Annotated in this window: 9 protein-coding genes; 8 read left to right on the forward strand and 1 reads right to left on the reverse strand. The window is 68.6% G+C overall.

Annotated features, from left to right (window positions below; genetic code table 11):
* The first annotated feature begins 35 nt into the window (after positions 1 to 35).
* The 8 genes from IBX18_RS04840 to IBX18_RS04875 all read left to right on the forward strand — a co-directional run bounded on the left by IBX18_RS04840 (position 36) and on the right by IBX18_RS04875 (position 13,059).
* Complete coding sequence (locus IBX18_RS04840) at positions 36 to 572, forward strand: NUDIX hydrolase (RefSeq protein ID WP_107659875.1); 537 nt, start codon at positions 36 to 38, stop codon at positions 570 to 572.
* Positions 569 to 3,247, forward strand: coding sequence for a DUF6049 family protein (locus IBX18_RS04845; protein ID WP_228540298.1), 2,679 nt, complete (start codon positions 569 to 571; stop codon positions 3,245 to 3,247). The genes IBX18_RS04840 and IBX18_RS04845 overlap by 4 nt, the downstream gene beginning before the upstream one ends.
* 1,088 nt (positions 3,248 to 4,335) lie before the next feature.
* Entirely contained in the window at positions 4,336 to 8,235 is a 3,900-nt protein-coding gene (locus IBX18_RS04850; RefSeq protein ID WP_194832475.1) for a murein biosynthesis integral membrane protein MurJ, read from the forward strand.
* Positions 8,236 to 8,483: 248 nt separating this feature from the next.
* Entirely contained in the window at positions 8,484 to 9,158 is a 675-nt protein-coding gene (gene sigM / locus IBX18_RS04855) for an RNA polymerase sigma factor SigM (RefSeq protein WP_228540299.1), read from the forward strand.
* Positions 9,159 to 9,261: 103 nt separating this feature from the next.
* A complete protein-coding gene (locus tag IBX18_RS04860; protein ID WP_194832476.1) occupies positions 9,262 to 10,083 on the forward strand; it encodes a hypothetical protein in 822 nt (273 codons plus the stop codon).
* 153 nt (positions 10,084 to 10,236) lie between these two features.
* Positions 10,237 to 11,223, forward strand: coding sequence for a thioredoxin-disulfide reductase (gene trxB / locus IBX18_RS04865; protein WP_194832477.1), 987 nt, complete (start codon positions 10,237 to 10,239; stop codon positions 11,221 to 11,223).
* Between the two features lie 100 nt (positions 11,224 to 11,323).
* Positions 11,324 to 11,677, forward strand: coding sequence for a thioredoxin (gene trxA, locus IBX18_RS04870; protein ID WP_147139870.1), 354 nt, complete (start codon positions 11,324 to 11,326; stop codon positions 11,675 to 11,677).
* A gap of 188 nt (positions 11,678 to 11,865) precedes the next feature.
* Positions 11,866 to 13,059 carry an N-acetylmuramoyl-L-alanine amidase gene (locus tag IBX18_RS04875; RefSeq protein WP_107653490.1) on the forward strand — a complete coding sequence of 398 codons (1,194 nt, stop codon included), beginning with the start codon at positions 11,866 to 11,868 and terminating at the stop codon, positions 13,057 to 13,059.
* A gap of 71 nt (positions 13,060 to 13,130) precedes the next feature.
* Here IBX18_RS04875 and IBX18_RS04880 read toward each other — a convergent pair whose 3' ends face one another.
* Positions 13,131 to 13,865 (reverse strand): hypothetical protein, encoded by a 735-nt coding sequence (locus IBX18_RS04880; RefSeq protein ID WP_107653491.1) that lies wholly within the window; start codon positions 13,863 to 13,865, stop codon positions 13,131 to 13,133.
* Positions 13,866 to 14,070 lie beyond the last annotated feature (205 nt).

Here is a 14,070-nt window from a genome sequence, read left to right on the forward strand (position 1 = left end):
GAAGGTTTGGCAAATGCGCACAGTAGGATGTTTTGGTGTCTCCGGCCGATCGTGCGAACAGTCGACGCCGCCAGCCTCGGCGCCGCGGTTCGGCCGCCAACGCGGCGAAACCACGCATGCGTACGGTGCGAGAAACCTCAGCTGGCGGGCTTGTCGTGGACGGGCTGGACGGTCCGCGGGAGAAGCGCAGCGCGGCGCTGATCGGACGAACGGACCGGCGCGGACGGCTGCTGTGGTCGCTGCCGAAGGGACACATCGAAGAGGGAGAGACCTCCGAGCAAACCGCGATCCGTGAGGTGGCCGAGGAGACCGGCATCAACGGCGTGGTGGTGGCGGAGCTGGGCAGCATCGATTACTGGTTCGTCACCGATGGCCGGCGGGTACACAAGACGGTGCATCATTATCTACTGCGTTCCACCGGCGGCGAATTGTCCGACGCCGACGTGGAAGTCACCCAGGTGGCGTGGGTGCCGTTGAGCGAGTTGAATTCTCGACTGGCCTACGCGGACGAACGCCGCCTGGCCGAAGTGGCGAACAAGCTGATCGACCGGATGGAGACCGGCAAGCGATGACCCCAGACTTTTCGGCATCGCACAGCGATTCCGTGGGGGGCGGTGGCCGGGCGGCAGGTGCGCCGCGCCCCGAGCGACGGGCCCGTGGCGCACTGTTCCGGATCATCGTCGCGGCCCTGACCATCCTGGGTTCGGCGTCGACGCTGCCGATCCTGGCGCCTGCCGCCGCGCAGGCGCAGCCCACCGGGTCCGGCTCCGGCACGGCGGCCAAGTCCTTCCTGAAGCTGTCGCTCGATTCGGTGACGCCGACCGCGGTGACCAGCACCAGCGATCGGACCCTCACGGTCTCGGGCACGGTCACCAACATCGGCGATCGCATGGTCTCCGGCGTCACCGTCCGGGTGCAGCGGGCGGCCGCGGTCGCGACGCCGGGCGATCTGCGCGCCACCCTGCAGCAGGATCAGATCAACTACGACGTGTTCGGTGAGTTCGAAGAGGTCGCCACGCAGCTCGACAAGGGCGAGCGCACCAAATTCACCGTGACCATCCCGCTGCGCCCGGACGGAACCGGCGCACCGTCGCTGCGCATCAGCGATCCGGGCGTGTACCCGCTGCTGCTGAACGTGAACGGCAAACCGGACTACGGCAATCCGGCCCGGCTCGACGACGCCAGGTTCCTGCTGCCGGTGCTCGGCGTGCCGCCCGCCTCGAAAGACGCCGATGCGGCGGAGGCGGTCACCGCGCCGACCGATGCGCCGGTCGCGACGACGCTGCTGTGGCCGCTGGCCGACCGGCCGCGCATGGTGGCGGGCATCCCAGGATCGCCGGACCGCAAGGTCGAACTCACCGACGACGAGCTGGCCGCGTCCCTCGCCAAGGGCGGTCGCCTGGACCAGTTGCTCGGCGCCTTGGAGACGGTGTTCGACACCTCGCCCCTGCGCGACCGCGCGCTCGCCGCCTCGGTCTGTCTGGCGGTCGACCCCGATCTGCTGGTCACCGTGCAGGCGATGACCAAGGGGTACCGGGTGCTGGCCAGCCCGTCCGATCCGGACGGCGCGACCCGGCCGGGCACCGGCTCGGCGCAGGCCCAGACCTGGCTGGACCGGTTGCGCGCGCTCGCCGGGTCGATGTGCACCGTGGCACTGCCGTTCGCGCAGGTTGACCTCGCCGCGCTGGCGGCGGTGAACGATCCGGACCTCTCGGCGCGGGCGATGAACGCGCCCGCCGAGATCGTCGACTCGATCCTGACCACCAAGTCGGTGCGCGGGGTGAGCCTGCCGGACGCGGGCACCATCGATGGCGGCGCGGGAGTCCTGTTGCGCGGTCACGGTTTCAGCACCGCGGTCCTCGCCGACACCGCCGTCGCGGCGGAGGGCACGGCGGGCACGTCCGAGCTGACCCGGTCGACCATCAGCCGCGGCGACAGCAAGAGCAGGTCCACCGCGCTGCAAAGCACGGGGAGCCTGACCACGCCGCCCGCGGGTCCGGACGTCGTGCGACTGCCTCAGGTGACCGCGGCCCTGCCACCGGCACCGCCTGCCGCGGCCACCCCGCCCGCCGCCGACCCGCCGCCGAACGGGAATCCGCCCGCCCCGGCGGTCGATCCGTCGCTGCACGTGGCGACCTTCGACATCTGGTCCGCGACGGCGCTCGCCGCAGTGGGCTCGAACCCGCCGACACCCTCGTTCACCCCCGCCAAGGTCCGCTACGAGGTCACCAACGACTCCCGCGTCGCGCGGTTGCAGGACGCACTCGGCGCGATCTCCTGGACCGCGCTCAATCCACAGCCGGACCAGCCGCGTTCACTGCTGCTCGTCCCGCCGCAGCAGTGGAGCGCGAGCAAGGACGAGGGCACCGCCCTGCTGCGCCAGCTCGAGTTGCTGGTGCGCGGCAACCTCGCGACGCCGCGCCCGTTCCAGTCGCTGGTCGAGCAACCGGCTGACCCGCGACCCTACGAGCTGGACTATCTGCCGCAGGCCGCCGAGGACGCGGTGCCGGACCGGTTCCTCGCGCCGGTGCGCGACCAGGGACGCCGGATCAGCGAGCTGATGCGCGCGCTGGTCGAGGTGCCGGAGTCCGAACCGACGCCACGCCAGTTCCTCGATCCCTTGCGCGACGACCTGATCCGGGTGTTGAGCCTGTCCGATCGACGGACCGGTGACGCCACGCAGGCGGACACCTTCGCGCAGCGGCGGATCGATCAGACGACGCGGGCGATGGACAAGATCTATAACTCGGTGACCGTGCTGCCGCCGGGGGGCGTGTACACCCTCGCCTCGGAACAGAGCCCGTTGCTGCTGGTCGCGCGTAACGATCTGCCGGTGTCGGTCCGGATCAAATTCCGCATCGAGGCCCCAGCCGAGACGAAGATCACCGACATCGATGAGCAACAGCTGCCGCCGAAGGGGACACGCTCGTTCCAAATCCCGACCGAGGTGAGCGACAGCCGTAACCTGGTGATTCCGATATCCCTTACCACACCCGACGGCATTCCGCTGGGGAATGCCACCTCTGTTTCGGTTCGTTCGAACGCCTATGGTCAGGCCCTGGCAATAATTACCGCATGTGCCGGAATACTGCTGTTCCTGTTGGCCGGGCGCCGCTTGTGGCGCCGGTTCCGCGGGCAGCCGGATCCGGCCGACGAAGGTTTCGACCCGAGCACCCGGCGTCGAGTCAATCGGTACCGGCGCGCCAAGCAACGAGTCATACAGCAGGAGCATCAGGAGGCACAGTGAGGGACGGTGAGCTAGCGCCCCCTGTTGTGTCCCGTTCGATCGCTCGACCCGGCGAACAGCGCCCGCTGCTACCGGATTTGGACGTCCGACAAACCACAGTGGCAGAGTGGAGGACAATCGCGGAAAGCTCGCACCGGCGCAGGGGTGGTGTGAGTGATGGGCATTACCAGGAGGAACGGTGAGCGATTCAGCGTGGGCGCCGCTCGCCGAGCCGACCGGGATGCACCCCCGCGCCGGGCGCAGGAGGCATGATGAGCGACGATGACTCATCGGCGCATCGGCCCGGCTCCGATCGGCGCGACGGCCCACCGGCCCGTCGGGCGCCCGTTGCCCCGTGGGAACGGCTACCGCCACAGGCGGAGGCCGAGGACCCGGACATGAACGCCGGGCCGTACGAACCGCCCCCGCCCCGCGTCCCGAAGATCAGCAGGCCGTCGGGGCCGCCGCAGCCGTGGCAGGGCCAGCGCATGCCGCCGGGACCACCGCAACGTCCACCGGCGCCGCCACAACGTCCCGCTCCCGCACCGGCACCGGCCCAACGGCCCGCCCCCGCACCGCACCCCGGGCAGCGGCAATACCCGGCGCCGCCCCAGCAGCCTCGTCCGATTCCGCCCGGTCAGCGTCCTGGACCGCCGCCCGGTCAGTCCGCCGCGATCCCCGCGAGCCCTCCGCGACCCGGTCAATCCGGCGCCATCCCGGCCAGCCCCCCGCGCCCGGCCGCGCGACCCGCACCCGGTCAATCCGGTGCGATTCCCGCCAGCGATCCACGCCCGGCACGGCCTGTACCCGGTCAGCCCGGCGGAAGTTCGGGCAACGACGCACGTCCCGCACGACCAGCACCCGGTCAGCCCGGCGGGGGTTCCGGCAACGACGCACGTCCCGCACGGCCTGCACCGGGTCAGCCTGGTGCGAGTCCCGGCAACGACGCACGCCCGGCGCGGCCCGCATCCGGTCAGCCCGGCGCGACCCCGGTCGGCGACCCACGCCCGGTGCGACCTGCACCCGGTCAATCCGGACCGATTCCGACCGGCTCGCCCCGACCCAAACCGCCCGGCCCGCAGTCTGCCGGTCCGCCGCAGTCCAGCCGGATGCCACCGCCGCGCTACGCCCCGCCGCAAGCACGGCCCGAGCCGTACCCGCCGCCGCGCCGCAGACCACCCGCGCCTGCGGTCGCCGAGCCCGCCGAGGTGGGCAACCGGCCACGGACCAAGGAGTGGCCCGCTGCCACCAAGGCTGCGGAACAGAAGCCGAGTTCGAGTGCCCGACTGCTCAGTGACTCCGGGTCGATCGCATTCGCGACTCTGATCAGCCGAGTGACCGGTTTCGGTAAGCAGCTGCTGTTGCTCACCGTGCTGGGCCCGGCCATCGCGAGTGCGTTCACCGTGGCCAGCCAGATCCCGAACATGATCGCCGAACTCGTGCTCGGCGCGGTGCTCACCGCGATCGTGGTGCCGACGCTGGTGCGTGCGGAACAGGAGGACCCCGACAACGGGGCGGCCTTCGTCCGGCGACTCGTCACCGCCGCGTTCGTGGTGCTGGCCACCGCGGCGCTGCTGGCCACCGCGGCCGCACCGCTGCTGACCACGTACGTCTTCCTGTCCGACGACGGCAAGGTCAACACCGGACTCACCACGGCGCTGGCCTTCCTGCTATTGCCCGCGATCCTGTTCTACGGCATGTCCGCCTTGCTGACGGCCATCCTCAATACCCGCCAGCAGTTTAAACCCGGTGCGTGGGCGCCGGTGCTCAACAACCTCGTGGTGCTCACGGTGCTCGGGCTCTATGTGCTGATGCCGGGCGAGATCAGCCTGAACCCGGTGCGGATGGGCGAGCCGAAACTGCTGGTCCTCGGCGTCGGCGTCACGCTGGGCGTGGTGGTGCAGGCGATCAGCCTGGTGCCCGCGATCCGCCGGGAGCACATCGATCTGCGGCCGCTCTGGGGTGTCGACGACCGGCTCAAGCAGTTCGGCGGCATGGGCGCGGCCATCATTCTGTACGTCCTGATCAGTCAGGCCGGCTTCGTCTTCGCCACCCGTATCTCCTCGCACGCCGACGCGGCGGGCCCGGCGATCTACAACAACGCATGGCTGCTGCTGCAGTTGCCCTACGGCGTCCTCGGCGTCACCGTGCTCACCGCGATCATGCCGCGGTTGAGCCGTAACGCCGCCGCCGACGACACCCCCGCGGTGGTGGACGACCTGTCCGCCGCGACCAGGTTGACCATGATCGCCCTGCTGCCGGTGGTCACCTTCCTGACGCTGGCCGGACCGCAGGTCGGGCAGGCGCTCTACGGATACGGCAACTTCGGCAGCGACGATGCCTCCCGCCTCGGCCTCGCGGTCAGCTGGTCGGCGTTCTCGCTGATTCCCTACGCGCTGGTGCTGATTCATCTGCGCGTGTTCTACGCCAGGGAACAGGCGTGGATCCCGACCTGGATCATCCTCGGCATCACCGCCGCCAAGATCGTCTTCTCGGCGATCGCCCCGATGGTCACCGATGCCGAGCACGTGGTGATCGCGCTGGGCGTCGCGAACGGTCTCGGGTTCGCGGTCGGCGCCGTGGTGGGTGGCTACCTGCTGCACCGCAGTCTCGGCGACCTGCGCATGTCGAACGTCAGCCGGACCATCACCCGCGTCCTGTTCGCCTCGGTGGCCGGTGGGGCCGTCATGTGGATCGTGGACCGGGTGCTCGGCCTGGACCGCTTGACCGAGTCCTTCGGTGGGCCGGGTTCGCTCGTTCGGGTGGCCATCACGGCGGTCGTGATGTTCGCGGTCGCCTTCGGCCTGATGCGCCTGGCCGGGGTGCCGGAGATCGTCGCGATCACCGTCGCGATCTCGCGCCGCCTCGGCTGGACGCCGCCCGCGCCGGATCTCGATCTCGACGGTCCGGTCGACGATCAGTACGCAACTCAGGTATTGCGCAGGCCAGATCCATATTTGGCCTACCCTGGGTACGACCCGCACATGGATGCTCAGACCATGGTCTTGCCCGTGATCCGAGCCGATGCCGTTGACATCACCGGCATGGGCGAGTTCCCGTACCCTGTTCGGCAGAGAAGCACAAGTGGCGAAATCGCCGGAACCTCGAATTACCAGGGCGAAGGAGGACCGAGGGTGAGCGACGACGCGGTGGGCGGCGTCCCAGCCGCTGATTCTTCTGCGACCACGGCAGGCGGGCTTTCGACGGACGCTCCGCCACCCGGGGGAGAGCCGTCGGATCCCGCGTACGCGAACCGCGAGATCGGCACCGGCCCGCCCGATTACGACGCTCGGGATCACGACGGGACCGCACCGGAGTACGACGGACCAGGGCCCGACGCGGCCCCACAGGGACACGACGCGGAACCACGCGATCGCCAGGGTCAGATCCCGGCGCGCGATCCGATGTACGACACCGGGATGATCCCGATCGGCTCGCCGGAGATGCCGCCGCTCGGTGGCGGTGCCCGGCGTACGCCGCGCGGACCCAAGCTGATTCCCGGCGCGTCGGTGGCCGGCGGCCGGTACCGCCTGCTCGCCGGGCACGGCGGGGCACGCGGCCTCAAGTTCTGGCAGGCGCTCGACATCAAGCTCGACCGCGAGGTCGCGCTGACCTTCGTCGACGCCGACCAGAAGGCCAGCGAGAACTCCGGCCACGACGGCCCGCAGGCCATTCTGTCCCGCACGCTGCGGCTCGGGCGGATCAACTCGCCCGGCCTGGCCCGGGTACTCGATGTGGTGCGCGGTAGCTCCGGCGGCATCGTGGTGGCCGAGTGGACCCCGGGTCGCTCGCTGCGCGAGATGGCCGAAACGGTGCCCTCGCCGATCGGTGCCGCCCGCGCGATCCGTGCGCTGGCCTCCGCCGCCGAGCTGGCCCATCGCGGCGGTGGCTCGCTGTCCATCGACCACCCGGACCGGGTGCGGATCAGTGCGACCGGCGACGCGGTGCTCGCCTTCCCCGGCACCCTGGCCGACTCGGACGCGCAGTCCGATGTGCGCGGTCTCGGCGCCATGCTCTACGCACTGATCACCGCCCGCTGGCCGATCCGCTCCGGCGGCGTCACCGGCACCGCCGCAACTGTCGGAGGGTTGCGGCTCGCCGACTTCGGCCCGGACGGCACGCCGGTGGAACCACGCCAGATAAGACCCGAAGTGCCCTTCGAGATCTCGGCGGTCGCGGTGCGGTCGCTGGAGTCGAACAAGGGCGTACGCACCGCCGCGACCGTGCAGCACGTGCTCGAGCAGGCCTCGGTGGTGGATCAGAAGACCGATTTCATCCCGGTGCTCCGGCTCGGCCAGCGGGCGACGCCTGCCGCGCCCGACGAGTCGCTCGCCGACCCGGACCTGCTCGCGGCCGAACGCGAGAGATCCCAGCGGATGATGTGGATCATGGTCGGCCTCGGCATCCTGGCCGCGCTCGTGGTCGGCATCGTGATCTGGTGGATGGTCAGCGTGTTCGCGCCGGGCGCCTCCGACGCACCGCTCAACGAGCAACGCAATATCGGCCTCACCACCAACAGTGCGCCACCGACGACACCGGCGGCCGCCGGACCGACCACCGCCTCGGGCGGGGTGCCGATTCCGGTGACGAGCGTGACGGTGTTCTCGCCGGAGGGCACCCCGGACGGGGTCGGCCAGGTGAACGCGGTGCTCGATCAGAATCCCGTCACCCAGTGGCGCACGGATCAATACTTCCAGCAATTCCCCGCGCTCAAGAAGGGGGTCGGGCTGCTGTCGACGCTGCCGAGCCCGGCGAAGTTGACCAGCGTCTCGATCAACTCGCCGAGCCCGGGGACCACGGTCGAGATCCGCACCTCGCCCACCGCGCAGCCGACCTTGGATCAGACCCAGCTGATCGGCACGGCCAAGCTGGGCGAGGGGAACACCGACATTCCGGTACGGGCCGATCAAGCCGCCCGGTATGTGCTCGTCTGGATCACCGGACTGGGAAACTCCGGTGCTCAGTTCCAAACTTCGATCGCTGATATACGTTTCGACGCTGCGGCTTGAGCTGTCCTGACGCCGGCGGCTGACGACTGGTGAGTCGACCCGGTCGGCCCTTTCCGGCGAGTTACCCCTGTTCTTGCGAAATCGGTTGGCGCCCTGCCCGCTCCGCAGGAGGTCTGCCACCGTATCCCTCGTTCAGTTGCTGACGAATCGCGACGGACGATATGATCTCCTGGCGCTCTCAGCAGGGGAGCTTCCCGGGTTCTGGTGTTTCGATCCTGGATGCTGCGAAATTTCGGCGATGGTCAGCCATGTCCGTCGCCACCGTGAGCGCTGTCCAAGGGGTTGGCATTTTGTCGTCGGAACTGAACGAGGACTACCGCGGGGGGACTTCGCGGTCGGTCGCGTACCGCGAACGTTCGTTCGTGGGCGCCGACTACACCGATGTCGAGCTGCTGCAGGCGCATGTCGGCGGCCAGCGGCACGCCTTCGCCGAGCTGCTACGCAGGCACAACGATCATCTGTGGCAGACCGCGCTGCGCACCTCCTATACGCGCGAGGATGCGGCGGATTCGCTGCAGGACGCGCTGCTCTCGGCCCACCGCACCGCCGCCTCGTTCCGCGCCGAGGCCGAGGTACGCAGCTGGCTGCACGCGATCGTGGTGAACGCCTGTCTGGACCGGATCCGGCGCAACAAGATTCGCAAGGCCGTCTCCCTCGACCCGGAGACGATGCCCGAACCCCGCGACGACCGGGATGCGGTAGCCGAGATGGAGATGTCACTGGTGGTCGACCAGGCGCTGTTCGCGCTGCCGCCGGACCAGCGCACCGCTCTCGTTGCCATCGATCTCGAGGGGTATAGCGTGGCCGAAGCCGCCGCTATGCTCGGTGTTCCGGAGGGGACGATCAAGAGTCGCTGCGCCCGCGGTCGGCAACGTCTCCAAGAACGACTGGAATTTCTGCGTGATCCGGGGAACCGGAAGTAGTTGAGCTGCGTCATTAATAGTGACGAACCCGTAGACGATGTCCATGTAGTTCCCCACCCTCGAGGGGACCCCCGCGATGTCAGATGAGAATACTGGAGGTGCGATGGCAACCCGGTCCGTGCCGCAGCCTCCGTTCTCGGCCGAGCTGCTCGCCGACCTGCACGCCGACAATGTGACACCCGAGTTGCGCGAGCAGCTGTGGCCCGTCGTCCGGCAGGACGGGGCGGCGTTGCGTTTCGTGCACGAGCTCGACGAGGTCAGCGCCGAGCTGCGCGCCCTCGGACGCAGCGACCGCATCATCCACCGCATGCCCGACGACCTCGCCGCCGAGCTGGAACAGTTCGTAGACGGTTTCGATCTGCACGAGGAGCCCACCGAAAAGGGCGCGACCATCTATCGGCTGCCGTTCTCGGCACCACCGGCGACGCCACCGGAAAACGCGGCCCCCTCCGAAAACGCCGCAGCCCCTGCGGTTTCCACCCCGCCCGCCGCGCCGATCTCGCTCGACGACCGCCGTCGCAGCAGGCTGCGCTGGCTCACCGCCGCGGCCGCCGCGGTAGCGGTCGTCGCCTGCGCCTCGATCGCGCTCACCGCGGTGCGCGGCAACGACGCCCCGCCCATCGCCCAGCCGACCTCGGACGTCGCCCACCTCGGCGAGGATCTCAGCGCGCCCGCGATGCTCAGCGCGCTCGGCCGCAACGACGCCACCGGCCTGCTCGGCAGCGCGGCCGCCAGGGAGCGCTGCATGCGCGCCAACGGGCTGGACCGCACCGTTCTCGGCTCGAACAACATGCGCTTTCACGGCAAAGACGCGGTGCTCATCCTGCTCACCGGGCCGCGTACCCCCAAAATCACCGCGCTGGTCGTCGGAACCGGTTGCACCACAGGCGATCCCCAGCAGTTCACCGTGCAAGACATCGGTTGAGTGACGCACCCGACAATCGATGCCCGAGGTGGCGCAACGCTCCCGAAACGGCACTGAGCCGAACCTCACGTGGTAGCCGACCGGTCCAGGAACAATAGCCATTACCCTGTTGTTGACCGAGATGTCCATTGCTTTCTCCCCCGGAAGGGCCTCATGAGTGCGCCAGTTCGCGACCTGATCATCGTCGGCTCCGGACCGGCCGGCTACACGGCCGCCGTGTACGCGGCCCGGGCCGAGCTCCAGCCGCTGGTCTTCGAAGGCACCCAATTCGGTGGTGCGCTGATGACGACCACCGAAGTAGAGAACTTCCCCGGCTTCCGCGCGGGCATCATGGGCCCGGACCTGATGGAGGAGATGCGCGAGCAGGCCAAGCGCTTCGGCGCCGACATCCGCACCGAGGACGTGGACGCGCTCGACCTCAGCGGTCCGATCAAGACCGTCACCGTCGGCGACGAGACCTACCAGGCCTACGCCGTGATCCTCGCCATGGGTTCGGCCGCCCGCTACCTCAACGTGCCCGGTGAGCAGCGGCTGCTCGGCCGCGGCGTGAGCGCCTGCGCCACCTGCGACGGCTTCTTCTTCAAGAACCAGGACATCGTCGTGGTCGGCGGCGGCGACTCCGCGATGGAGGAGGCCACCTTCCTCACCAAGTTCGCCAGCAGCGTCACCATCGTGCACCGCCGCGAGGAGTTCCGGGCCTCGCGCATCATGCTGGAGCGGGCCAAGGCCAACGAGAAGATCAAGTTCGTGCTCAACGCCGAGGTCGCCGAGGTCAAGGGCGACAGCAGCGTGACGAGCCTGGTGCTGCGCGACACCCGCACGGGGGAGACCTCGGAGCTGGCCGCGACCGGCCTGTTCGTCGCGATCGGCCACGATCCGCGCAGCGAACTGGTCCGCGACCAGGTGGAACTGGACGACGAAGGCTACGTCCAGGTGGTGCACCCGTCGACCGCGACGAAGGTGCCCGGCGTGTTCGCCGCGGGCGACCTGGTCGACCACACCTACCGTCAGGCGATCACCGCGGCAGGCACCGGCTGTCGCGCGGCCATCGACGCCGAGCGCTGGCTCGCCGATCAGGGCGACATCAGCTCCAACACCCTGGACCACGCCGGTCAGAACGTCGCCGTACCCGCCAACTGACCCTCTGACAGCCCCGTCGCCCGGGACGGGGCCCTAGAGCGGTGGCTCCCGTGGTCACGAACCCCCACGGCTGCACCGCGATTCAGCAAGGAGAAAACCCATGTCCGATAGTGCCAAGACCACCGTTGGTGACAAGAAGACGATCACCGTCACCGACGCCTCGTTCGCCGACGACGTGCTGCTCAGCGAGAAGCCCGTGCTCGTCGATTTCTGGGCGACCTGGTGCGGGCCGTGCAAGATGATCGCCCCGGTGCTGGAGGAGATCGCGGGCACGCACGCGGACAAACTCACCATCGCGAAATTGGACGTCGACGCGAACCCCGGCACCGCCCGCGATTACAAGATCCTCTCGCTGCCCACTATGATGCTGTTCCGCGGCGGTAAGCCGGTGAAGCAGATCGTCGGAGCGAAGGGCAAAGCCGCCCTTTTGCGCGAACTCGACGGCGAAATCTGACACCTGTCGCGGAAATGCCATAGGCGCCAAAGGACGTCGAGATCGATCGACGCGCCGTAGGATGCCTGGACCCGGGAATGCCGAATTCCCGTCCGGGTCTGAGACAATCGACCGACGCCGGTCGTGCGAAGGTGTATCCCATCGCATGAGTGGGTACCCGGATTGACGGAAGGAAAGGGCTCTCACGCATGCACCGACTTCGTCACGGCGATAGCGGTCCAGCCGTAGCAGAGGTTCGGAGCACCCTGGCAAGTCTCGGGTTCTTACACGCGCACGTCGATACCGAACACGCCGACGCCCGCGAGTACTGGAAAGACACCGAGGCCTCTTTCGACCACCGTCTCGACTCAGCGGTCCGCGCGTTCCAGCAGCACCGCGGACTGCTCGTCGACGGTGTGGTCGGCCCGGCCACCTATCGGGCGCTCAAAGAGGCGTCCTACCGGCTCGGTGCCCGCACGCTGATCTATCAGCTCTCCGCACCGCTGTACGGCGACGATGTCGCGACGTTGCAGCGCAAGCTGCAGGACCTGGGTTTCTACGTGCACCGGGTGGACGGCTACTTCGGTCCGCACACGCACGAGGGGCTGTCGTCCTTCCAGCGGGAGATCGGGCTGGCCGCCGACGGCATCTGCGGGCCGGATACCTTGCGCTCGCTCGACCTGCTCGGCGCTCGGGTCACCGGCGGTAATCCGCATCGGATCGCCGAGGAAGAAGTGGTGCACCGGGCCGGTCCGCAGCTCACCGGCAAGCGCATCATCATCGATCCCGGTCTCGGCGGACCCGACAAGGGCCATCCGGTGCCGACCGAGTTCGGCGACGTGTACGAGTCGGAAATCCTGTGGGACTTGGCAAGTCGGCTAGAGGGCCGGATGGCGGCCACCGGCATGGAAACCTTCCTGTCGCGGTCCTGGGGCAAGAACCCGACCGACGCGGAACGCGCCGAAATCTCGAACACCTTCGATGCCGACCTGATGATCTCGCTGCGCTGCGCGACCAACCCGAGCCCGCTGGCCAACGGTGTCGCAGGCTTCTACTTCGGCAATTCGCACGGCTCGGTGTCGATGATCGGTCAGGTGCTGGCCGGCTTCATCCAGCGTGAGGTCGTCGCGCGCACCTCGCTGCAGGACTGCCGGACGCACGCCAGGACCTGGGATCTGTTGCGGCTCACCAAGATGCCGACCGTGCAGGTCGATATCGGTTATCTGACAAACGAATACGACGCCACCGTGCTCACCAATCCGCGCATGCGCGACGTGATCGCCGAAGCCATCCTGATCTCGGTCAAGCGGCTGTACCTACTTGGGCAGGACGACCAGCCAACAGGCACATACACTTTCGCGGAACTGCTGGCGGAGGAACTCGCCGCCGCCGACCGTATGTAGTCGATCGAAGCAAAGAGCCCCTGCCGATTCGATATCGCCAGGGGCTCTGCTTTGTCCTCGTCCGGCAGGTGTCAGCGAACTCCGGCCCGGGCCGGGGGCGTCATCGCCGCGGCGGCGAGCAGCTGGTCGAGCGCGCGCTCCACGTCTTCCTTCCAATAGTGATCGGAGTCGAGTTCCAGGCGCAGCCGGGGGAAACGGTGGTGCGGCGCGACCACTTTGAAGCCGACCTCCTCGAGAAAGTCCGCCTCGATCATGCAGGTCTCCGGCGAGCACTCGGTCTTCGAACCCGGTGCGTTAGCCCCGGAACCCTTGATCGGCGAGATGATGCGCTCCATCAACGTCATCGAGCCGAAGCGCTCCGACAGCGCCTGCGAGGGCGGATCGGAACGAATCCCGAAGGACTCCAGCGCGCGCACGCCGCGGCGCACCAGATCGGCCACCACAGCCTGCATCAGCTGGTGGGCAACCTCCGCCTCCTGATACGGAAATTCGGCCTGCAGCGTGGTCAGCAGGACCGCGTCCGGGCTTACCGGCGAGGTGGGGAAGAGGGTGGCCCGCGGCACGGCGCTAGGCGGCGAATACAGCGCACACCCCGCGACGTTGCCGTCGACGTTCGCCACCTGCCCGCAGGAGCCCCACTCCAGTAGCACGGTGGAGAGCCAGGCCTCCTTTTCGAAGACCGGATCGCTGAAGCCGCGGGAGTCCTCGGCGACGGCGGGATCCATCTCCCAGAACACGCAGCGCCGGGAGTGCGCGGGGAGCTTGTCGAGCCCGCCGAGGGTTAGGGCCGTGACGCTGGTCGACACTGCTCTGCTCAGCCTCCAGCTGTCCGATTCGTCCACACTCATGTCGCCGCCTCGCTTGCGCTCGGCCCCAGTGTGCGCGAGGCACACTGACACGCGGTTCGTTCACTCACACCGCACCACTATTTTCTTGCCAGCAAGAATAAGCGATCAAGAGAACCCGCCTCATTCCACGTCGCTGTGCTGTTGGTCAAGAACTTGTGCTGGT

It is taken from the genome of Nocardia sp. XZ_19_369 (genome assembly GCF_015355715.1).
Lineage (GTDB): Bacteria > Actinomycetota > Actinomycetes > Mycobacteriales > Mycobacteriaceae > Nocardia.